We start from the raw sequence: 21,938 nt of genomic DNA on the forward strand, positions 1-21,938 counted from the left end.
GTTCCCGCCCGTGTTGCCCGTGTTCCCACCGGTGTTACCAGTGTTGCCACCGGTGTTGCCGTTGTTGCCGCCACCGTTGTTGCCGCCGTTGTCGCCGGCCGCCTTCACGGTCAGGCGGACCGCGTCGATGCTCGGGGTCTGGTTGGCGCGCTGCATCATCGGGATGCGGTGCGAGCCGTCACCGGCCCACGAGGCGCACTGCGCGGTGCCCGTCGTCGGCAGGCCCGGCACCTGGATGGTCACGACGTCCGGCGTCTTGCCGCCCTTGCTGTCCTCGGTCGCCACGAAGAACGCGGGAACCGGCGACGGGTCGGGGGCCTCGTCGGTGTTCGGCAGCATGCGGCACGAGGTGTGGAAGTGGCCGCGCTCGATGCCGTCCTTGAGGACCGAGCTCTCGACGTAGTAGCCGCCCGCGCCGGCCGCGAGGAAGCGGTCCCGGATCAGGTTGCGGGTGCTGACCTTGAGCGTGAAGGGCGTGTTCACCGTGACCGAGGTCGGCGCGTCGGTGATCAGGAGCGACGGGTTGTTGGCCGCGCTGCCGACCTCACCGAACTCGGTGGAGACGCAGCGGTCGCCGTCCTGGAAGCCGGCGTGCGGCGGCAGCGTGCTGTCGACGCAGGTGTCGGTCAGGATCGTCTGGCCGTTGACGACCTTGCCGGCGTCACTTCCGGCGGGCTTGTCGTTGGTGGCGGCGTTGGAGATCGTCGTGAAGGCGACGACGGCGCCCAACGCGGCGACCACCGCGCCGACCGCGAGCATCCGGCGGTTGCCCCCGGACGAGGCGGCCGCACGACGGTAGGCGGACCTGCGCATGCGATACCTCTTCTTTGAAGACTCATCCGGCCCTTGATTCCCGCCGGCTCCCAGACGGTATGAGCCGGCCCGCGGAAATGCAATTCACGCTGGAGAATTGATGAATTCTTAGCCGGAACTTAAGGAAGAAATATGGGATCGGGCCCGAACCCCGGGCATCATCCGTTCGGATGATGTCGAGGGTTCACCAAGATCGCGAAAAACTAGGCTGAGCAGGCCATCTTTCTCGAGGCCTGTCGCGGCACGGTCACGCACCGAGAAATGTAGTGCATAACCGGCCGGCCGTGGCTGGGAGGAACCTAGGAATCGCCGGGTGGCGTTCCGGTCGCTCCCGAGAATCGATTATCGGAGCAATTCCGGTGCCATTTCCACCGTCCGAACGGGTGGGTCTGCGGACGCGCGGGCCATGGTGAAACCGATTCGCGGCCGAGGGTCGGCGACTGGTTCGATCGCCGTCTAGGAGAAAGATTTCCAGGTTTCGACCGGTGAGTCCGATTTGGGGTAAATAGTCGAGACTCGCTCACGCGGCTCTGCAGGCTGGCCTACCTTATGGCACGTCCGACTTGGGACAATCCATCCGAATTGGAGCCTAGAACCGTGTCCTCTTCACGTTTCTCCAGAATTATCCGTGGCGGTCTGACGACCGTCCTCGCGCTCGGCATAGCGGCCACCGCCGCACCGGCCGGCGCGCTCGCGGCCGGCGACGGCAATCCGCTGGTCGACTTCCCGTCCTTCAACGGCGCGTCCCGGATGCTCGACCGCAACGGCACGGCCGACATCATCATCCCGGCCGGCCAGCGACACCAGCGCATCCTGCGGCTGACCACGGGCGGCTTCCGCCAGGCCGGCTCGGCGTGGGCCAAGCCCAAGATCGACCTCAGCCAGTCGTTCGAGTCGACGTTCAAGGTCTACCTGCACCACTCCGACCCGGGCGCCGACGGCATCGCCTTCCTGGTGCAGACCGAAGGGCCGCGGGCGCTCGGCGGCTGGGGCGGCGGCCTCGGCTACCGCGGCATCAAGCGCAGCGTCGCGGTCGAGTTCGACACGTTCCAGAACTCGCCCGACCCCAACAACAACCACCTCGCGGTGGTGCTCGACGGCAATCCGGACGTGCACACCGCGGTCGGCACCCCGTCGATGCCGCTCTACGGCCGGCCGTTCTACGCCCGGGTCGCCTACGACGCCCCGGCGAAGACCTTGTCGGTCTACGTGAAGGCGTTCCGCGCCGGGTCGCCCGAGCAACTGGTCCTGCAGCAGCCCATCGACCTGGCCACCGCCGCGGGCGGGTCGTCGGCCTGGATCGGTTTCACCGCCGGGACCGGCACCGAGCTGTCGAAGCAGGACATCTACTCCTGGTCGGTTCAGGGCGCCGAGGCCTGACAAGGGTGGCCGCCGGTGCCCGAAGGCCGGCACCGGCGGCCCGTACGACCGTCCGCGCACCACGAATCTGGGAGATGAACCATGTCTACGGTCCCCTACGTTCGCCCGTTGACCGGGGCGGGGCCCGAACCGCCGGAGGAGCTCGCCGCGGCGAGTGAACCCCTGGTCAGCGTCATCATTCCGGCGCTCAACGAGGCCCGGAACCTGCCCCACGTGATGGCCCGGCTGCCCGAGGTCGACGAGGTCATCCTGGTCGACGGCGGCTCGACCGACGACACCGTCGACGTCGCCTGCCGGCTGATGCCCGGCATCCGGGTCGTGCGGCAGAACCGCCGGGGCAAGGGCAACGCCCTGGCCTGTGGATTCGCGGCGGCGACCGGGGACATCCTGGTCATGATCGACGCGGACGGGTCGACCGACCCGTCGGAGATCCCGGCCTTCCTGGCCGCGCTGCGCGGGGGTGCCGACTTCGCCAAGGGCTCCCGGTTCCGGGACAGCGGCGGCAGCGCCGACATCACCCGCGTCCGCCGGCTCGGCAACCGTTTCCTCAACCTGCTGGTCAACATCCTGTTCGGCACCCGCTACACCGATCTCTGCTACGGCTACAACGCGTTCTGGGCGCACTGCCTGGACGCGTTCGACCTCGACAGCACCTCGCCCCTGCCGGCCGGCGACGGACGTCTGTGGGGCGACGGCTTCGAGATCGAGACCCTGCTGACCCTGCGCGCCGCCCGGGCCCGGCTCGGGATCGTGGAGGTGCCCAGCTACGAGCATCTCCGCCTGCACGGGGAGAGCAACCTCAACGCGATCTCCGACGGCCTGCGCGTACTGCGTACGATCGCCCGGGAATGGCCGCGCAAGCGGGCCGCCCACCGGGTCGGCCGCAAAGCCCGAGGCCTCCTCCGGTGAGGGTCGGCGTCGTCGTCAACGCCTATCACCCCGACGTCGGGGGCGTGGAGACCCACGTCCGCCGCCTGGCCGCCGGCCTGGTCGCGGCCGGCGACGAGGTCGAGGTGCTCACCCAGCACGCGATCGCGGCCCAGGAACAGCTCGACGGCGTGCTCGTACGCCGTTTCCCGCTCACCGTGCGGGCCGCCGACTACCGGTTCTCGGCCGCCCTCTGGCAGTGGCTGCGCGCCCACGCCGGCCGCTACGACCTGCTGCATGCCCACAGTTATCACTCGCTGGCTGCGCTGCCGGCCGCACTCACCAACCGCACGCCGCTCGTCTTCACGCCGCATTATCACGGCACCGGGCACAGCCGGCTCCGAGCCGCGCTGCACCCGATCTACCGTCCGGTCGGGCGGCGGATCGTCTCCCGGTCGAGCCGGATCATCTGCGTCACCCGGGCCGAACGTGACCTGGTCGTCCGGCACTTCCCGGCCGCCGGCGGGCGGATCGTGGTGATCCCGAACGGCACCGACCCGGCGCCCGAGGCCGCCTCGGCGCCCGAGCCCGGACCGTCGCCCCGCATCCTCTGCGTGGGACGCCTCGAGCGCTACAAGCGGGTCGACCGGATCCTGCGCGCGCTCACCCACCTGGACGCCGACCACCGGCTCGACGTCGTCGGCACCGGCCCCGCCCGGCCGGAGCTCGAGAACCTGACCCGCCGGCTCGGCCTGACCGACCGGGTCACCTTCCACGGTCGGCTGACCGACCACGCGTTCGCGGCCGCGATAGCCGGCGCCTCGGCCGCCGTGTCGGCGTCGGCCCACGAGGCGTTCGGCATGGCCGTGGCCGACGCGATCGCGGCCGGCATCCCGACCGTGGCGTCGTTCATCCCGGCCCACCGCGAGCTGGCCGTGCTGGCCGGTTCGGGCGTGAAGCTCTGGCTGGTCAACCCGGACGACGAGGCGGCGCTGGCCGGTGCGCTGCGCCGGGCGGTCGGCACCGATCGGGCGGAAAACGCGGAAAGCCCCCTGCCGTCGTGGGCCGATGTTGTTGCCTCGACCCGGCAGGTGTACGCGGCCGTCGCCCCGCGCGTACGAGTGATCGAACAGAGTGGTGCGGGAGTTCCCAACTGATGACCCTAATTTCGGGGAAGCTTCCCGGCACGGTCGTCCTGGCGGTCGCGGGGGCCGCCGGGACGTCCCTGATCGTGACGTCCTACCGCCTCGCGGAATGGCAGCACGGCTCGCCGTTCCCGCTGTTCTGGCTCGGCCTGCTGCTGTTCGCGGTGCCGGCGATCGCGGTCGCCGGCCGGCGGGACGTCAGCCCGTCGGTCCGGCTCGGCGTGCTCGTCGGCTACGCCGCCTTCACCTACCTGCCCAAGCTGCTCCGCAACCCGGACGGCCCGCTCTACCACGACGAGTTCGCCCACTGGCGGCAGAGCCAGGAGATCCTGACCGACGGGCGGCTCTTCGAGACCAACCCGATCGTCCGGGTGATCGGCGACTTCCCCGGCCTGCACGCGACGGTCGCCTCGATCGCCGCGCTGGCCGGCATCTCGGTCTGGCAGGCCGCGCTGGTCGTGCTGGTGCTCGCCCACGTGCTGGTCGTGCTCGGCGTCGCGGTGCTCGCCGGCGACCTGTGGGGCAACCCCCGGGTGGCCGCCGTGGCCGCGGTCATCTACAGCCTGAACAGCTCGTTCCTCTTCTTCGACACCCAGTTCGGCTACGAGTCGCTCGCCATCCCGCTGCTGATCTGGACCCTGGTCACGTTGCTGCGGGCGCTGCGGGCGTCGTTGCGGGCGGCTCGGCTCGGCTGGTCGGCCCTCACGCTGCTGCTGGCCGGGGCGACGATCGCGACCCACCACCTGACGGCGCTGTGGCTGATCGGCGTCATGCTGCTGGTCTCGACTGTCCTCAGCGTACGGTCGTTTCGCTCGGTCGCCACCGCGACCGCCTGGGCCCTCACCGGAGCCACCGCCGCGCTCGTCGCGGCGTGGCTCATCTGGGTCTCGCCGCGCACCGCCGGCTACCTCGACCCCTACTTCGGGCAGGCCCTCGACCAGGCCGCCGGCATGGCCGGCAAGCACGGCTCGGGCAGCCGCCAGCTGTTCAGCCAGTCGATCGCCCCGTGGTGGGAGCGGGCGGCGGCGTTCGTGGCCCCGCCGATCGCCATGCTCGGCATGGGGCTCGCCGTCATCCGCCTGTGGCGCGACCGGTCGGGCGGGCCCGTCGACCGCTCCGCCCGGCTGAGCCTGCTGATCCTCGGTTCGCTCTACTTCCCGGCCGCGCTGCTGATCCTGACCCCGTCGGGGGCCGAGGGCGCACGGCGGTCGTGGGCGTTCAGCTATCTCGGGATCGCGCTGGTCGTCGCGCCGGTCGTCGGCGCCCTGCTCAACCGCTTCCGGTTCATCGCCGGCGGCCTGCTCGCCGTGACGACGGTCCTGCTGGTCGGCAACGTCGCGGCCGGCATGAACCCGTCCTACCGCTTCCCCGGCCCGCCCGCCTTCGGCTCCGACACCCGGGCCGCCTCCCCGGAGATGCTGGCCGCCTCGGCCTGGTTGCGCCGCACCCAGGGCCGCGACCTGCGCATCGTCGCCGACCGCTACTCCGGCCTGATCTTCGGCTCCTACGGCGGACAGGACCCGGTCACCGGCTCCGGCACCTTCCCGACCTACGACCTCTATCTGGCCGAGCCCGGCCGGCCGATCTCCGCCCCGCTGCTCAGCCAGCTCCAGTCGTGGCGCTTCGGCTATCTCGTCGTCGACCGGCGGATGGCCCTCGAGGTGCCCGACATCAAGATCTATTTCGAGACCAACGAGCCGATCCCGCACGGCGACCGGCCCGCGTTCACGCTCGCCCAGCTCACCAAATTCGACTCGCTGCCGTGGACCATCAAGATCTACGACAGCTCGGACGTGGCGATCTACCGATTCGACTTCGGCTCGCTGCGGGCGAGCGCTTCCGGAGGTACGCCGTGAAAACCGCCCACCTCCTGGCGGCCACCTACCCGATCCTGGCCGTCCTGGCCTTCGCGCCCGCCGTGCCGGTGCTGTCGTCCGTGCTCTGCCTGACCGCGGTGCTGGCGGTCGGCGCGCTGTGGACGCGGGCCCTGATCCGGGAGCCGCTCACACCGGTGGCTCGCCTGGGGTTGACGGTGGTCGCGGGCTTGATCTCGCTGCCCTTGACCGCGCTGGTCCTCTACGTCATCGGCTTGCGCATCGAGGGCCGCGCTCTGGCCGCCGGGCTGGCGGTGCTGGCGACCGCGCTTGGGGCCTATGCGATCGCCGGCAAGCCGGTTGACCCACCCGCTGACCCGCCCGCTGACCCGCCCGCTGACCCGCCCGCTGACCCGCCCGCTGACCCGGCCCACCCCGGTCACTGGGTGGGGCCAGTTGAGCACGGGGGTACGACAAAAACGCCACGACTGTCCACCGCCGCGGCGATCGGCGTGCCGGTGGTGCTCGCGCTGCTCATCGGGGGCACGGCGACGGTCGTCTACCAACGGCTGCCCCACCCGGCTGAGCCCGGCTACACCAGCCTCGCGCTCGCGGGCTGGGCCGCCGGGATCGCCGGACCGGTGGCGATTCCCCGGGCCGGGCTCGAGGTGCCGCTCGAAGTGAGCAGCGCGGGCGAGCCCGAGGCGACCGCCGACCTGCTGGTGCGGATCGGCGACCGCGCGGCGGCCCCGAGCCGGCCGGTCGCGGTCACCGCCGGTACCCGGGCGCTTCGCGTACACGTCCCCGCCCCGGCGGACGGATGCCTGCATCCCATCCGGATCAGCCTCGGCGCCGCGAGCACCGTCTTCTACGGCCGCGGCCCGTTCCCGGCCCGCCTCGTCACGCGCCGGGGCCCGGTCCCATGCTGAGGGCGGCCGCCCGGCGGGTGGCGGGCGACTCGCTGGCCCGCAACAGCGTGCTCATCATGGCGAGCACGGTCGGGACGAGCGGCCTCGGCTACCTGTTCTGGATGGTCGCCGCCCGCGGCCTCGCGCCCAGCGCGGTCGGCGCGGCCACCGCACTGATCTCGGCCGCGACCGTCGTCAGCATGCTGTCCAATCTGGGGATCGGGCACATGTTCATCCAGCGGCTGCCCGGCACCCCGGCCGCCGTCTGGTCGCGGATCGTCAGCGGCGGTCTGCTGATCGGGTGCGCGGCCACCGCGCTGACCGCCACCGCGGCCGCGATCCTGCTGCCGCGGCTGGCCGGGAACTTCGCGGTTCTCAGCGCGCCGGCCCTGATCGCCACCGCGGTCGCGCTGACCGCGTCGACGCTGCTCGACTACGTTTTCGTCGCGCACCGGGCGAGCCACGGCATGCTCTGGCGCAACCTGGCCCTCGCCGCTGGCAAGGTGCTGGCTCTGCCGGCCCTGACCGGTCTCGGCCTGCACGACTCGAACGCCGTTCTGCTCGCCTGGACGCTGCCCTCGATCGCCGTCACCGCGGTCACGCTCGCGGTCAGCCCCTCGAGGCTGCGGGCCGGTGCACGACTCACCGGCGCCAGGCTGGGCCGGGAGGTGAAGCACGTCCGCGCCGCACTGAGCGGCCACCACCTGATCAACCTGGCCCAGGCCGGCCCGGGCGCGCTGCTGCCGGTTCTGGTCACGGCCCGGCTCGGGGCGAGCGCCAACGCGCACTTCTACGTGGCCTGGATGACGGCGTCGGTGCTGTTCATGGTCTCGCCCGCGGTCGCGTCGGCGTTCTACGCCGAGCGCAGCCACGTGGGAGCTCGACCAGCGCCGCTGCGGAAGGCCGCCACCGTGGTGCTGGCCGTCATCGGCGCGCCCGCGATCGTCCTCTTCGTCGCCGGCGACGAGATCCTCGGCCTGTTCAGCAGCGGCTACGCGACCGGTGGTGGACTCCTCCTCAAGATCCTCGTGATCGCCGCGATCCCCGACGCCATCACCAACCTGGCCGTAGCCCACTGGCGCTCCCGCCGCGAGTTCCGCCGCTGCCTGCACCTCAACCTGGTGATGGCCTCGACCTGCCTGGCCCTGACCTGGTTCTGGCTGCCCGGCCTGGGCATCGCCGCGGCCGGCCTGGCCTGGCTGGCCGGCGAGTTCGCGGGCGCGCTGCTGGTCACCGTCTCGGCTCTGACCGGCCGAAACGGCCGGCGGTCCCGCTTCGTGCTGCGACACCGGGCCGCCCCGCGGGACCACGCCGTGAGCCGGCCGGCCGCCCGGGCGACCGGGCGCCCGCCGAAGTCCCGCCCCGCCTCGCGCCGCAAGGAGGCGTCCGTCCGATGAGGATCCTGCAGCTCGCCAACCTCTATGCCCCCCTGATCGGCGGCCTCGAGCGCAGCGTCGCCACCAGCAGCGAGGAACTGATCCGGCGCGGCCACGAGGTCACCGTGCTCACGCTGGCCACCCCGGCCGCCCCGCAACGACGCGCGACGATCCGGGGCGTCGAGGTCATCCGCGTCCCGGGCATCGCCACGACCGTGCTGCCCCGCCTCAACCAGGACCCGCACAGGCCCTTCCACCCGACCGCCCCCGACCCCGTCACCACGAGGGCGATCGGCCGGGCGCTGCGCGCGAAGGCGTACGACGTGGTCCACAGCCACGACTGGCTGATGTACAGCTATCTGCCCCTGCATCGCGGGCGCGCCGGACGGCCGCACGTGCACACCGCCCACGACTACGGCCTGCTCTGCGCCCGGAAGACCCCGACACCGGACTGCGCCGGTCCGCGGCTGAGCCGCTGCATTCCGTGCGCCGCCGGCCAGTACGGCATGCCCAAGGCCGCCGTCCTCGCCACGGCGCTCCGCTCCCACCGCCACCGGGGCATCGACCTCGTCACCGCCATCTCGCCCGCGGTCGCCGATTCCCTACGGGGCGCGCGCCTGCCCGGCGACGTGCCGATCAGAACCATCTCGAGTCTGGTCCCGGACGGCCTCGACGACCTGGCCCGGAGCGCCCCGCGCCCACCCTGGCTGCCCACCACGCCCTACCTGCTGTTCGTCGGCGCGCTCGGCCCGCACAAAGGCATCGACGTGTTGTTCACCGCGTACCGGAAGCTCCGGGCCGGATGGCAGGGCGGCGAGCCGGCACCGCGCCTGGTCTGCCTCGGCACCGCGAGGCCGGACACGCCGGACGTGCCGGAGGGCGTGGTGATCCGCCACGACGTGCCGCACGCCGAGGTGATGGCGGCCTGGCACGGCGCGGCGATCGGGGTGGTGCCGTCGCTCATGGAGGCGATGGGGCAGGTCGCGGTCGAGGCCCTGCTGGCCCGGACCCCGCTGATCGCCTCCCGCACCGGCGGCCTGGCCGACGTGGTGCGCGACGGGGAGAGCGGCCTGCTGGTGCCGCCCGGCGACGCGGACGCCCTGCACGCCGCGATCGTGCGGCTGCTCACCGAACCCGGCCTGGCGCGGCGGCTGCGCGCCGAGGGCCACCGGCGCGGGCTCGACTTCACGGCCGCGCGCGTCGTCCCGCAGATCGAGGAGGCCTACCGTGAGTGCATCGCCAACGCCAACCGATGAGCCAACGTCAACCGATGAGCCAACGCCAACCGATGAGCCGACGCCCATCGATGAGCCGCGCATCGTCGTCGTCGGTTCGGGCTGGCACTTCCTGTCCGGGATCAGCTACTACACCTGCCGGCTGAGCAACGCGCTCGGGGAACGGTTCGACGTCGGGGCGGTCCTGATGCGCCGGCTGCTGCCGAAACGTCTCTATCCCGGGCGGGCACGCGTCGGGCAGCGGCTCAGCGATCTGCGCTACGAGGTGCCGGTCTTCGACGGCGTCGACTGGTTCGCGATCCCGAGCCTGCTGCGGGCCATCCGATTCGTCGGCCGGCGCCAGCCCGACGTGCTGGTGCTCCAGTGGTGGACCGGCACGGTGCTGCACTCCTACCTGGCCCTCGCCCTCGCGGCGCGGCTGCGCGGGGCGCGCGTCGTCATCGAGTTCCACGAGGTGCAGGACACCGGCGAGGCCGCACACCGGTGGGCCTCGCTCTACACCCGATGGATGATCAAGCCGCTGCTGCGGCTCACCTCCGGCGTGGTGGTCCACTCACGGTTCGATCTGGTCGCGCTGCTTTCGGCGTACGGGCTGGGACAGGTGCCCGCGCAGATCGCGTTGCACGGGCCGTACGACCATCACTCGGTGGTCCCGGCCGCCCGCCGCCCGTCCGAAGCCGGTGTGTGCCGGCTGCTGTTCTTCGGCACGATCCGGCCCTACAAGGGTCTGGAGGACCTGGTCGAGGCGTTCGCCGGGCTGCCGGCCAGCTATCACCTGACCGTGGTCGGCGAGACCTGGGAGGGCTGGGACCTGCCCGCCCGGCTGATCGCGCAGTCCCCGGCCGCCGGCCGCATCACCCTGGTCAACCGCTACGTCGCCGACGCCGAGGTGGACCACTACTTCGGGGCGGCCGACGTGGTCGTGCTGCCCTACCGGCGCAGCTCGGCGAGCGGGCCGCTGCACATCGCGATGAGCCACGGCCTGCCGGTGGTGGTGACCGCGGTCGGCGGACTGGTCGAGGCGGCCGAGGGCTATTCGGGGGCGGTCCTGACGCCGGCCGCCGCGCCCGGTGACCTGGCGGTCGCGATCGAGCGGGCGGCCGGGCTGACCGCGCGCCGGCACGCCGACCCCTCGTCGTGGGAGCGCACGGTTTCCGCGTACGCCCGCCTGCTGGAGGAAATCGGCGTGCCGATGACCGTCAGTGGTCAGGAATTGCTGACCGCGACGTCGTCGAACCAGATCGTGCCCGAGTTGGCGCCCGACTTGAGGTGAATCTGCATGCTGGCCGAGCCAGCCGGCGCGATTCCGTCGACCGACAGCTTGGTCCAGTTGTGCGTGCCGACCGGCAACGACGCCGAGGACGCCCCGCCCAGCCACTTGTCGTTGGCGTCGAACCAGCTCAGCGCGATCTGCGACTGCCCGGTGGCGGCGTTGCCCTTGATCCACACCTCGCCGTGCCACTTCTGGCCCGACTGCACCGGGGTGATCGGGGCGACCCGGATCGAGGGCGCACCGGACGGGTCCTTGCCGGTCCGGGTGAAGCTGACCGACCACTTGCCGGTGTGCGCGGCCGAGGTGGTGCGCACCCCTACGCCGAGCTGGGGCAGGTACGCCGACCACGGGCTGGCGTCGGCGGTCAGCTCGAAGCTCGGGTCGAACAGGTCGGCCGGCAGCGCGGTCCCGGTCCACTCGGCCTTGACCACCGCGGCGGCCGGTTTCGCCGATCCGTCGGTGTGGTAGAGCCCGTAGTTGTACTGCGCCGGCAACTGCGACACCTGCGAGGTCGGGATGGCGGTGCTGGTGAAGTCGTAGAGCGTCCACGGCGCCACCGAGCCGATGCCCGCGACCTTGGCCGCCTCGAACACCCGGGCCAGGAACGCGGCCTGCTCGCCATCGGTGTTCTGCAGCGTGTTCAGGCCGACCTCACCGATCACGACCGGGGTCGGGGTGACCGCGGCCTGGGCCTTCCGGATGTTGGCGAGCGCCCGCTCCGAGTTGCCGTAGAAGTGGAAGTCGTAGAAGTCGAGCGGGCTCGCGACCAGCGCCGCCTTGATCTTCGCCATGCCGGTGGCCCCGGCCGTGCCGTCGACCGAGAAGGTCAGCGGCATCGTCGGCGCGATCGACCGGATCGCCGGGACGATCTTCTTGGCCCAGGCCACGCCGGCCGCGTCGGCGGCGTCGAACTCGTTCTTCACCTCGACCGAGATGACCCGCTTGTCGTCCTTGTAGGGCGTGAGGACGGCGCGCGCCCAGGTCGTGCTGCCGGCGACGTCGGAGTATCCGTCCCACCAGTCGAACAGCGTGAACTTGACCGTCATGTTGTGCGCGGCGGCCATGGTCACGAACTGGCTGAGCCGGTCCATGTAGGTCGCGGTCGGGGTCGGGTAGCCCATCGTGGTCGGGAAGAGGATCGCCCGTACGTTGTCCGCACCGAGCGCCTGCGCCTTGGCCAGGTCGGCGTTGATCTGGGTCGCGTTGAAGTTGGTCCACATCTTGGACCAGCCGGCGGTGTCCGGGTAGTAGTTCAGGGTCTTGGCGACCTTGACCGCGGTCATCCGGGAGGCCAGCGTCGGGGCGGTGGTGGCCGTGGCGGCGGCCTTGACCGTGCTCTTGGCTGGAGCTGTGGTCTTCGCCGGCGCCGGCGTTTTCGCGACGGCCGGTTTGGTGGCCGACGTCTTGGAAGCGGCTTTGGCCAGGGCCGGGGTGGCCGGGGCGGCGAGGCCGAGCAGAAGTGAAGAGGCGATCACGGCGTTACGGCGGCGGGAGAGGGTCACAGGGGGCTTGCCCTTCACTTCAGGAAATTCTCTGTACCGGGGACGGCCCTCCTTTTCGGCGGCTGCACACCGAGTTCGTTGAGATCTCTGATTGCATTGCGGGTGCGAACGGGGAGTTGCTCGGTTCCGTGCTCAGACGGCGGGGTACGAACGGGGCGTAAACACCCGCGTCGAGCCGTCGGCGCGGCTCGCCACGCGAGTCTGTGACGACCCCACGATCAGCAGGCAGCGCATGTCGACGGTGGCCGGGTCGAGTTCGCCCAGCGTGGTCACCCGCACCGACTCGGCCGGCCCGCCGACGTCCCGGCCGACGATCACCGGGGTCTCGGCCGACCGGTGCTCCAGCAGCACCTCACGGGCCCGCACCAGCTGCCCGGTGCGGCTCTTCGAGGCCGGGTTGTAGATCGCGATGACCAGGTCGGCGGCGGCCGTCGCGGCCAGCCGCCGCTCGATCACCGGCCACGGCTTGAGCCGGTCGGAGAGCGACATGACGCAGAAGTCGTGGCCGAGCGGCGCCCCGGCCCGGCTCGCCACGGCCTGCGCGGCGGTCAGCCCGGGCACGACCCGCACCTCGACGTCCTTCCACTGCGGGTCCTCGGCCACCTCGAGCACGGCCGTCGCCATCGCGAAGACGCCCGGGTCGCCGCTCGACACCACGGCCACCCGGCGCCCGCGCTTGGCCAGGTCGAGGGCGAAGGCGGCGCGTTCGGCCTCGACCCGGTTGTCGCTGGCGTGTTTGGTCTGCCCTTTTCGCGTCTCCAGCCGGGCCAGGTAGGTCGTGTAGCCGACCAGGTCGTCGGCCTGCCGCAGGGCGTCCCGGGCTTCCGGGGTGAGCCAGCGAGGATCACCCGGACCGAGGCCGACGACCGTCACCCTGGGCGTTCTGTCGGATTCCCGGTCGGCTCGCGACGGCAACATCGCCACCGAGAAATAGGGGACGCTGTCCGCGTCCACGTCGGCCAGGTGGGCGATCCGCTCACGGTCGGTGGTGGCTCGCTCGACATACCAGGCGTCATCCAGCCGGCCGGCTCGGTCCAGGGCTTCCCGTACGCCCTCGAACGTGCGCCCCAACTTCATGATGGCCGCCGAGTCGGTCGCCTCGATCCGGGCCGCCAACTCGGCCGGGGGCAGCGTGCCCGGCAGCACGGTCAGCACCTCGTCGCGTTCCATCAGCGGCCGCCCGAGCACCGCCGAGGCCGCGCTCACCGACGTCACACCGGGCACGACCGTCGTCTCGTACCGGTCGGCCAGCCGCTTGTGCATGTGCATGTAGGAGCCGTAGAAAAACGGGTCACCCTCGGCCAGCACCACCACGTCACGCCCGGCGTCAAGGTGGGCGGCCAGCCGGGCCGCCGACTCGGCGTAGAACTCGTCGATCGCGCCCTGGTAGCCGCCCGGATGGTCGGTCCCCTCGGTGGTGACCGGATAGATCAGCGCCTCCTCGATCTGCCCCGGCCGCAGATAGGCCTCGGCGATCGCCCGCGCGTTGCTCCGCCCGTGCCGCGCCGCGTGGTAGGCCACCACCTGCGCCGCGCCGATCAGCCGCGCCGCCTTCACGGTGACCAGTTCCGGATCGCCCGGACCCACCCCGACCCCGAACAGCCGCCCAGCCATGGTGCTCCTACTCATTTTCGGAGGCCAGCGCGTTGACCGCGGCGGCCGTGATGGCGCTGCCGCCGCGGCGGCCCCGCACGATCAGATATTCCAGGTCGGACGCGGCCAGCGCGTCCTTCGACTCGGCCGCCCCGATGAACCCGACCGGAATGCCGAGCACGGCGGCCGGCCGGGGCGCCCCCGCGGCGACCATCTCGAGCAGCCGGAACAGCGCGGTCGGCGCGTTCCCGATCGCCACCACCGCGCCACCGAGCCGGTCGCCCCACAGATCGAGGGCGGCGGCGCTGCGGGTCGTGTTCAGTCGTGCGGCGAGCTCCGGCACCCGCGGGTCACGCAACGTGCAGATGACCTCATTGGCCGCCGGTAACCGCTTGCGGGTCACCCCGGCCGCCACCATCTCGGCGTCACACAGCACCGGAGCCCCGTCCAGCAGCGCCTTCCGCGCTGCCGTCGCGACATTCGGGCTGTGCCCGATGTCGCCGGCCAGGTCGACCATCCCGCAGGCATGGATCATCCGCACGGCGACCCGCGCCACCTCGGCCGGCAGCCCACCGAGGTCGGCCTCGGCCCGAATGGTGGCGAACGACCGCCGGTAGATCTCCGCGCCGTCCCTCTCGTACTCCATCAGGCCCTCCTCGCCGCCACGACCTCGCCGAGGTCGCCTTCCACCGGTTCTCCGTCCACCAGGTAGCCGCCGCCGGTCGCCTCGACCCGCACATGCGGGGTCGCGGGCGAGCCGCACCCGCGCTCACACCCGACCCAGTGCACGGGAAGCCCGGCCACGAACCGCGCCGCCCGCTCGGCGTCACCCCGCACGTCCGCGAGCGCCTTTCCGCAACCGGGCCGCCCCGCACAGGTAGTAATCCCAACCCACTTCGAGTCACTCTCGGTGACGAGGCCGGCCTGGGTGAGGTCGCGCACCCACAACTCGGCCTCCTCGGGCGCCAGATCCAAGATCACGACCCCACCCGAGGGGGTCACGGCGAGGCGCTCCGCTCGCGCCAAAACTCTCAGATGTACGCCGGTGAGCCGCCCGAAAGGCACCAGCGCGCCGACCGCGCCCCCGGCCAGCCTCCCGACGAGTGGCTCAGCCTCGGGCTCGGTGATTACCGGTCGTCGATCCACAGCCCGCGCGGACGCGCCCGCAGTTTCCGGCAATCGTCTCGGGTCCGACTTGTCCGGCAGCTGCCCGGCAACCGTTCGGGTCTGCCGCGGCCCTTCGGCGGCAGGCTCCGCTGCGGCTGGAGCCGTCCCGCCGGCCGGCTCGAGGCCGGCACCGGGCTGCTCGGCGCCCGCTCCGCCGGCCACCTTTCGCAGACGCGACGCGACCGGCTCCGCTCCGCCGGCCACCTTTCGCAGACGCGACGCGACCGGCTCCGCTCCGCCGGGCACGTTTCGCAGGCGCGACGCGATCAGCTCCGGCCCGTCCGGGACCTCTCGCAGCCGCCACGGTTTGGGCTCCCGCCCGGCCCGCTCGGCGAGGAACCCGTGCGCGGCCGCGAGCATCGTCGCCACGACCTGATCGGCCGCCACCCGCAGGCCGACATCGGTGCCGCCGAGCACGATGACCCACATCCACCGGCCCGACGCGGCGCCGGCCGGTCCGTGAGCGTCGGCGAGTGGGATCGCGGTGTCTGCCGGTGCGTGAGGGTCGGCGGGGTGGTCGGCGAGTGGGATCGCGGTGTCGGCGGGGCCGTGAGGGTCGGCGGGTGGGATCGCGGTGTCGGCCGGTGCGTGAGGGTCGGCGGGTGGGATCGCGGTGTCGGCCGGTGCGTGAGGGTCGGCGGGGTGGTCGGCGAGTGGGATCGCGGTGACGTCGGCCGCCAGCGAGGTTCGGCCGATGGCGAAGAGGAAGCGGCCCGGGAGCGCGGCGAGGGCGTCGTCGGCGCAGAGGCCGCGGTCGAGCTCTTCGACGAGCCGGCGCGTCTCGGCGTCGGCGAGGGGCGGGGCGGCGATGTTGCGTACGGTCTCGTGCGCCAGCGAAGGCAGCAGCCCGGCCGCCGCCAGGCGCCCGGCCAGTTCCGTCGGGTCGGCCCGCAGTGCCCGGAGCTGGATGTTGGCCCGCGAGGTCAGCTCCAGCGCACCGTCACCCTGCTCCTCGGCGATCTCAGTCAGGACCCGCAGCCGGCGGCCCGTGAGCATCCCGCCGGGCAGCCGGATCCGCGCGAGGGCCCCGTCGGCCGCGGCATGCAGTCGCAGCGCACCGGGGCACGCGTCATCGGCAGTCTGACGTCGAGCGGGCACGACAGCCGATACTACGGTCGCCCCTCGCCGCGCCCGCATCTCGGTCGTGATCGTCACAGGTCTTCCGAGGGTTCCGTCGTCGCCGAAGCGATCGGCCGGAGAAGGCCGCTCGTGATCATGCCTTCGTGACCGCCGCGTCGGCGGCGCGGCTTCCGTGCCGGGACGCGGTGCGCTCTCGGGCGTTTGTGGGCCGAGAAAGCTAGCACCCGCGAACTTGACGCTGCGTCGCGGCCATCGTGAGGCTGAAGGCCTACGAGCGGAACAAGCATGGGGGTAGCGATGGCACAACAGATCGAGGGCGCCGACTGGCACTCGAGTTCGTTCAGCAGCGGCGGTTCCGGCAACTGTGTCGAAGTTGCCAGAAATCTCCCCGGGGTTGTATATGTCCGCGACACCAAGGACAAGGGGCAGGGGCCGTTTCACAGGTTCACCCACGAGGAGTGGGATGCGTTCCTCAAGGGTGTGCGCAACGGCGAGTTCGACATCGCCTAGCTCACACCCGGGGTGCCAGCTTGACGCCGGGTTGCGGGGGCCGGGAGGCTGAGGGTCTACGAGCGGCGACGCCGCGGAGGAAGCCGGTGTGAGTCCGGCGCGGTCCCGCCACTGTCACCAGGGAGCCTTGGGAGCCCTGGGAGCCAGGAACTCCGGTCGCCGGGTCCCTTCACACACGGGGCGCGGACCCCTGAGGAGAGCGCGTGTTCCTGCTGCTGTCGACCTCTGACACCGATCTGCTCAGCGCCCGGGCGTCCGGCAAGCCCTGGCGGCTGGCCAACCCGGCCCGCACCGGCGTCGCCGATCTGGAAGGCCTCCTCGGCGGGGTCGATCTCGTCGTCGTGCGCATTCTCGGTGGCCGACGGGCCTGGGAGGAGGGCATCGACGCGCTGCTCGCCGGGCCGGTGCCGGTCGTTGTGCTCGGTGGTGAGCAGGCGCCGGACGCCGACCTGATGAAGCTGTCGACCGTGCCCGCCGGGGTGGCGGCCGAAGCGCATGCCTATCTGGCGTTCGGCGGGGCCGGCAACCTGGCCGCGCTGCACGACTTCCTCTCCGACACCGTGCTGCTCACCGGCCACGGGTTCGCCGCTCCGGCCGAGAGCCCGGAGTGGGGCGTCCTGGAACGGGAGGCAAAGGATCAGGACGGCCCGACGGTCGCGGTCCTCTACTACCGGGCTCACCACATGGCCGGCAACACCGCCTTCGTCGAAACCCTCTGCCGGTCGCTGGAGGCCAAGGGGGCCCGGCCCCGGCCGATCTTCACGGCCTCCCTGCGTACGGCGTCGGAAGCGCTCCTCGCGGAAATGCGCACGGCCGACGCCCTGATCGTGACCGTCCTGGCGGCCGGTGGCACCAAGCCGGCGACCGTCGGCGCCGGAGGTGACGACGAGGCGTGGGACGTCGGCGTGCTCGCCGATCTCGATGTGCCGATCCTGCAGGCGTTGTGCCTGACCAGCTCGCGGGAGTCCTGGCTGGCGAGCGACGAGGGCCTGAGCCCGCTCGACGCGGCGACCCAGGTGGCGATCCCCGAGTTCGACGGCCGGATCATCACGGTGCCGTTCTCGTTCAAGGAGATCGACCCGGACGGGCTGTCGGTCTATGTCGCCGACCCGGAGCGGGCCGGCCGGGTGGCGGGCATCGCGACCGCGCACGCCCGGCTGCGGCACATCGCGCCGGCCGACCGGAGGGTCGTGCTGATGCTGTCGGCCTACCCGACCAAGCACTCCCGGATCGGCAACGCGGTCGGCCTCGACACCCCGGCGTCGACGGTCGCGCTGCTCGCGGCCCTGCGGGAAACGGGCTACCGGACCGGGTCGTTCGGTGACTACGACGGCGACGGGCTGATCCACGCGCTGATCGCGGCGGGCGGCCAGGACCCGGACTGGCTGACCGAGGACCAGCTCTCCGGCAACAAGGTCCGCATCAGCGGTGAGCGCTACGCGCGGTGGTTCGCCACGCTGCCGGACGATCTGCGGGCGAGCGTCGAGCGGCACTGGGGTCCGCCGCCCGGCGAGCTGTACGTGGACGACGGCGACATCGTGCTCGCCGCGCTGCGGGACGAGAACGTGGTCGTGATGGTGCAGCCGCCGCGCGGGTTCGGGGCCAACCCGGTCGCGATCTACCACGACCCGGACCTGCCGCCGAGCCATCACTACCTGGCGGCGTACCGCTGGGTGGCCGACGACTTCGGCGCGCACGCGGTCGTGCACGTCGGCAAGCACGGCAACCTGGAGTGGCTGCCGGGCAAGAACGTCGGCATGTCGGCGTCGGACGGCGCCGACGCGGCCCTCGGCGACCTGCCGCTGATCTATCCCTTCCTGGTCAACGACCCGGGGGAGGGCACGCAGGCGAAGCGCCGGGCGCACGCCACGCTGATCGATCACCTCATCCCGCCGATGGCGCGGGCCGAGTCGTACGGGGACATCGCGCGCCTGGAGCAGCTGCTGGACGAGCACGCCTCGATCGCCACGCTCGACCCGGCCAAGCTGCCGGCGATCCGGGCCCAGATCTGGACGCTGATCCAGGCCGCCCGGATGGACCATGACCTGGGGCTGGCGAACCGGCCCGGGGACGAGGAGTTCGACGAGTTCATCCTGCACGTCGACGGGTGGCTCTGCGAGATCAAGGACGCGCAGATCCGCGACGGGCTGCACGTTCTGGGGGCGGCGCCGGCCGGGGAGGCCCGGGTCAACCTGGTGCTGGCGATGTTGCGGGCCAAGCAGATGTGGGCCGGGAAGGTGGCCGCACTGCCCGGTCTGCGGGAGGCGCTGGGGCTCTCCGAGGACGCGTCGACGGCCGAAACCGATCGGATCGAGGCGCAGGCCAGGGCCCTGGTGACGGCGATGGAGGCGGCCGGCTGGGCTGACGTCGACATTCCGGACATTTCGGAACAGGTCCGCGACGTCCTGCGCTTCGCCGCGACCGAGATCGTTCCCCGGCTCGACCGCACCACCGACGAGATCACGAACACGCTGCACGCCCTGGAGGGCGGCTACGTCCCGGCCGGGCCCAGCGGATCGCCCCTGCGCGGGCTGATCAACGTGCTCCCGACCGGCCGCAACTTCTACTCGGTCGATCCCAAGGCGATCCCGAGCGCCCTGGCCTGGGAGACCGGCCAGGCGATGGCCGAGTCGCTGCTCGCGCGCTACCGCGCCGACTACGGCGACTGGCCGAAATCGGTCGGCCTGTCGGCGTGGGGGACGAGCGCGATGCGGACGGCCGGCGACGACATCGCCGAGATCCTCGCGCTGATCGGCGTCCGCCCGGTGTGGGACCAGGCGTCCCGGCGGGTCAGCGGCCTCGAGGTCATCACCCCGGACGAACTGGGTCGGCCCCGCATCGACGTGACGGTGCGCATCTCGGGCTTCTTCCGCGACGCGTTCCCGCACGTCGTGGCCATGCTCGACGACGCGTTCAAGCTGGTGGCCGAGCTCGACGAGCCGCTCGGGACCAACTACGTGAAGGCGCACGCCGAGCAGGACCGTGAGCGGCACGGGGACTGGCGGCGGGCCACCACCCGCATCTTCGGGTCGCGGCCGGGGGCGTACGGCGCCGGCATCCTCCCGCTGATCGACAGCCGCAACTGGCGCGACGACGCCGACCTGGCCGAGGTGTACGCGGTCTGGGGCGGCTTCGCGTACGGGCGGGGCCTCGACGGCGTGCCCGCGCGGCCGGACATGGAGAACGCGTACAAGCGGATCGAGGTCGCGGCCAAGAACATCGACACGCGCGAGCACGACATCGCCGACTCGGACGACTACTTTCAATATCACGGCGGCATGATCGCGACGGTGCGGGCGCTGACCGGCAAGGCCCCGGCCGCGTACGTCGGTGACTCCACCAACCCGGACAACGCGCGTACGCGCAGCCTGACCGAGGAGACCGCCCGCATCTTCCGGGCCCGGGTGGTGAACCCGCGCTGGATCGCCGCGATGCAGCGCCACGGCTACAAGGGTGCCTTCGAGCTGGCCGCCACGGTCGACTACCTGTTCGGCTTCGACGCCACCGCGGGTGTGGTCACCGACTGGATGTACGAGCAGCTGGCCGCCAGCTACGTCCTCGACCCCGACAACCGCAAGTTCATGACCGACTCCAACCCGTGGGCCCTGCACGGCATCACCGAGCGCCTGCTCGAGGCGGCCGACCGTAAGCTGTGGGCGGCTCCGGAGCCGGCGACCCTGACCGCCCTGCAGGAGATCTACCTGGCCACGGAGGGTGACCTCGAGGAGGGGTAAGGGGTGGGGAGGATGGCCGCATGCTGATCGGCTTCGGTGCGCCGGTGTCCGGGGCGTGGGGTGAGCCGGGTGCGCTCGGGCGGTTCGCGCAGCGGGCCGAGGAGCTGGGCTTTCACGGGCTGTGGGCGTTTCAGCGGCTGCTCGTCGGGGCCGATCAGCGGCTGGGGCCCGAATATCAGAGTGTGCTCGACCCGCTGCTGGCGCTGAGCTATGCGGCCGCGCTGACCAGCCGGATCCGGCTCGGCGTGGCGGTGATCAACCTGCCTTACCTGTCCCCGGCCTACCTGGCCAAGCAGGCCTCGACGCTGGACGTGCTGTCGGGCGGGCGGGCCGAGATCGGGCTCGGCACCGGATGGTCGGAGCCGGAGTTCCGGGCCACCGGGTCGGTCCCGGCGCCGCGCGGCCGGCGCACCGAGGAATACCTGGCCGTTCTCGGGTCGCTCTTCGCCGGCGGGACGGCGTCGTTCGAGGGGCGGGTCTACTCGCTTCCGGCGAGCCGGATGCTGCCGCGGCCGGTGCAGGCGGGCGGCCCGCCGATCCTGCTCGGCGGGTCGGCCGACGCGGCGCTGCGCCGGGCCGGCCGGATCGCGGCCGGCTGGGTCAGCAGCAGCCGGGCCCGTCTGGCCGACATCGAGCGCGGCGCCCAGGTCGTGCGCCGGGCGGCCGAGGAGGCGGGCCGTGACCCGGACGACGTGCGCATCGTTGTGCGGGGTGTCGTCCGGGCCGGCGCCCGGGACGACCGGTTTCCGCTCTCCGGTGACTGGGAGCAGATCCGGGCCGGCGCCCAGCGGTACGCCGAGGCCGGCGTGACCGAGCTCTTCTACGACCTGAACTGGGATCCGCGGGTCGGCGGGCCGGCGGCCGATCCGGACGCGGCCGTCGAGCGGGCCGAGGAGATCCTCACAGCCCTGGCCCCCGGAGCCTGAGACCGCTACTGTCCGCCATTCGGGTGAACGCGGCCCGAAACGGAGCGTGACCGCGCTATCGATCCCGGCTCCCGTGGTAACGCAGAGAGCGCACGGTAGGCAAAGACCGCCACCGAAGCCTCGACACGTATGCCACGGCTCCTGTGGCGAATAGTTCAAAATGGTGACCCAGTTGTTATCGGAATGGGCCGCTCGGTTCGTCGTACCCCTATTTTGGGGGTCGTCATAACGTCGAGGTCATAACACAAACGTCGGTCGAGGAAGCCTCTGGCCGTTGATAGCGACCCGGGAACGGTGTGTGACCGAAGATCTTCCGTCCGGCAGCGGTACCGGCCGGACGAACCGACGGTGGGAGGCCGCCAAGATCGACATGTCGGGGAAACAGGGACGAAACAGGGGGCCCTATCGGGACCGACGTGTCTTTGATAACTTTGCGCAACAGTACGATTGCCCTTTGGGTTTCCAAACCGGACAAACTCCGTGGCGTAACCCGTCGTTAAGGGCGATTTATGCCGACGAGTAGCAGTTCGTGGCTCACTGGGGGGTGGTCAGATGTGACGGGGTTCATCCTCGACTTTCAGCGGGCCGTTATTCATTCGATGCGTCAACTCATTT

15 protein-coding genes, 1 pseudogene and 1 riboswitch are annotated in these 21,938 nt (G+C 71.7%); of the genes and pseudogenes, 11 read left to right on the forward strand and 5 right to left on the reverse strand.

The genetic code is table 11. From position 1 onward, the window contains the following. Positions 1–102 precede the first annotated feature (102 nt). A pseudogene (locus AB0M88_RS21645) lies at positions 103–633 on the reverse strand (hypothetical protein); the annotation flags it as partial. 777 nt (positions 634–1,410) lie between these two features. Here AB0M88_RS21645 and AB0M88_RS21650 point away from each other — a divergent pair. The 8 genes from AB0M88_RS21650 (at position 1,411) to AB0M88_RS21685 (ending at position 10,811) form a co-directional block, all read left to right on the forward strand. Beyond that, on the forward strand, positions 1,411–2,193 hold the full coding sequence (locus AB0M88_RS21650; protein WP_364104831.1) for an L-type lectin-domain containing protein: 783 nt from the start codon (positions 1,411–1,413) through the stop codon (positions 2,191–2,193). A gap of 81 nt (positions 2,194–2,274) precedes the next feature. Beyond that, positions 2,275–3,102, forward strand: coding sequence for a glycosyltransferase family 2 protein (locus tag AB0M88_RS21655; protein WP_364104834.1), 828 nt, complete (start codon positions 2,275–2,277; stop codon positions 3,100–3,102). Further along, positions 3,099–4,217, forward strand: coding sequence for a glycosyltransferase family 4 protein (locus AB0M88_RS21660; RefSeq protein WP_364104837.1), 1,119 nt, complete (start codon positions 3,099–3,101; stop codon positions 4,215–4,217). The genes AB0M88_RS21655 and AB0M88_RS21660 overlap by 4 nt, the downstream gene beginning before the upstream one ends. Beyond that, on the forward strand, positions 4,217–6,061 hold the full coding sequence (locus tag AB0M88_RS21665) for a hypothetical protein (protein WP_364104839.1): 1,845 nt from the start codon (positions 4,217–4,219) through the stop codon (positions 6,059–6,061). Before AB0M88_RS21660 ends, AB0M88_RS21665 begins: the two co-directional genes overlap by 1 nt. Next, a complete protein-coding gene (locus AB0M88_RS21670) occupies positions 6,058–6,948 on the forward strand; it encodes a hypothetical protein (RefSeq protein ID WP_364104841.1) in 891 nt (296 codons plus the stop codon). Before AB0M88_RS21665 ends, AB0M88_RS21670 begins: the two co-directional genes overlap by 4 nt. Next, positions 6,942–8,324, forward strand: coding sequence for a sugar transporter (locus AB0M88_RS21675; protein WP_364104843.1), 1,383 nt, complete (start codon positions 6,942–6,944; stop codon positions 8,322–8,324). Before AB0M88_RS21670 ends, AB0M88_RS21675 begins: the two co-directional genes overlap by 7 nt. Then, entirely contained in the window at positions 8,321–9,559 is a 1,239-nt protein-coding gene (locus AB0M88_RS21680; protein WP_364104845.1) for a glycosyltransferase family 4 protein, read from the forward strand. The genes AB0M88_RS21675 and AB0M88_RS21680 overlap by 4 nt, the downstream gene beginning before the upstream one ends. After that, positions 9,531–10,811 (forward strand): glycosyltransferase, encoded by a 1,281-nt coding sequence (locus AB0M88_RS21685; protein WP_364104847.1) that lies wholly within the window; start codon positions 9,531–9,533, stop codon positions 10,809–10,811. Before AB0M88_RS21680 ends, AB0M88_RS21685 begins: the two co-directional genes overlap by 29 nt. Here the strand turns inward: AB0M88_RS21685 and AB0M88_RS21690 are convergent. The 4 genes from AB0M88_RS21690 to AB0M88_RS21705 form a co-directional block, all read right to left on the reverse strand. Continuing rightward, the gene (locus AB0M88_RS21690) at positions 10,745–12,331 is read right to left on the reverse strand and encodes a glycosyl hydrolase (RefSeq protein WP_364104849.1); all 1,587 of its coding nucleotides are present in this window, start codon (positions 12,329–12,331) and stop codon (positions 10,745–10,747) included. The genes AB0M88_RS21685 and AB0M88_RS21690 overlap by 67 nt on opposite strands. A gap of 114 nt (positions 12,332–12,445) precedes the next feature. Beyond that, the gene (locus AB0M88_RS21695; protein ID WP_364104851.1) at positions 12,446–13,927 is read right to left on the reverse strand and encodes a precorrin-2 C(20)-methyltransferase; all 1,482 of its coding nucleotides are present in this window, start codon (positions 13,925–13,927) and stop codon (positions 12,446–12,448) included. Between the two features lie 7 nt (positions 13,928–13,934). After that, a complete protein-coding gene (locus tag AB0M88_RS21700; RefSeq protein WP_364104881.1) occupies positions 13,935–14,555 on the reverse strand; it encodes a precorrin-8X methylmutase in 621 nt (206 codons plus the stop codon). Further along, on the reverse strand, positions 14,552–16,171 hold the full coding sequence (locus AB0M88_RS21705; protein WP_364104853.1) for a precorrin-3B synthase: 1,620 nt from the start codon (positions 16,169–16,171) through the stop codon (positions 14,552–14,554). The genes AB0M88_RS21700 and AB0M88_RS21705 overlap by 4 nt, the downstream gene beginning before the upstream one ends. Positions 16,172–16,450: 279 nt before the next feature. On the opposite strand from AB0M88_RS21705, the gene AB0M88_RS21710 reads away from it, so the two are divergent. The 3 genes from AB0M88_RS21710 (at position 16,451) to AB0M88_RS21720 (ending at position 21,323) form a co-directional block, all read left to right on the forward strand. Further along, the gene (locus tag AB0M88_RS21710; protein ID WP_364104855.1) at positions 16,451–16,663 is read left to right on the forward strand and encodes a DUF397 domain-containing protein; all 213 of its coding nucleotides are present in this window, start codon (positions 16,451–16,453) and stop codon (positions 16,661–16,663) included. A 76-nt stretch (positions 16,664–16,739) separates the two neighbouring features. Continuing rightward, a riboswitch (cobalamin riboswitch) is annotated at positions 16,740–16,816 on the forward strand. A 50-nt stretch (positions 16,817–16,866) separates the two neighbouring features. After that, a complete protein-coding gene (gene cobN, locus AB0M88_RS21715) occupies positions 16,867–20,397 on the forward strand; it encodes a cobaltochelatase subunit CobN (RefSeq protein WP_364104857.1) in 3,531 nt (1,176 codons plus the stop codon). Between the two features lie 20 nt (positions 20,398–20,417). Beyond that, positions 20,418–21,323 (forward strand): TIGR03619 family F420-dependent LLM class oxidoreductase, encoded by a 906-nt coding sequence (locus tag AB0M88_RS21720; RefSeq protein ID WP_364104859.1) that lies wholly within the window; start codon positions 20,418–20,420, stop codon positions 21,321–21,323. Positions 21,324–21,938 lie beyond the last annotated feature (615 nt).

It is taken from the genome of Actinoplanes sp. NPDC051411 (genome assembly GCF_040682075.1).
Taxonomy (GTDB): Bacteria; Actinomycetota; Actinomycetes; order Mycobacteriales; family Micromonosporaceae; genus Actinoplanes.

What these genes read in the sequence shown, in the direction of transcription:
- AB0M88_RS21655 (WP_364104834.1), top strand. Translation starts at nt 2,275, where the DNA reads ATGTCTACGGTCCCCTACGTTCGCCCGTTGACCGGGGCGGGGCCCGAA.
- AB0M88_RS21665 (WP_364104839.1), top strand. Translation starts at nt 4,217, where the DNA reads ATGACCCTAATTTCGGGGAAGCTTCCCGGCACGGTCGTCCTGGCGGTC.
- AB0M88_RS21675 (WP_364104843.1), top strand. Translation starts at nt 6,942, where the DNA reads ATGCTGAGGGCGGCCGCCCGGCGGGTGGCGGGCGACTCGCTGGCCCGC.
- AB0M88_RS21680 (WP_364104845.1), top strand. Translation starts at nt 8,321, where the DNA reads ATGAGGATCCTGCAGCTCGCCAACCTCTATGCCCCCCTGATCGGCGGC.
- AB0M88_RS21695 (WP_364104851.1), bottom strand. Translation starts at nt 13,927, where the DNA reads ATGGCTGGGCGGCTGTTCGGGGTCGGGGTGGGTCCGGGCGATCCGGAA.
- AB0M88_RS21710 (WP_364104855.1), top strand. Translation starts at nt 16,451, where the DNA reads ATGGCACAACAGATCGAGGGCGCCGACTGGCACTCGAGTTCGTTCAGC.
- AB0M88_RS21720 (WP_364104859.1), top strand. Translation starts at nt 20,418, where the DNA reads ATGCTGATCGGCTTCGGTGCGCCGGTGTCCGGGGCGTGGGGTGAGCCG.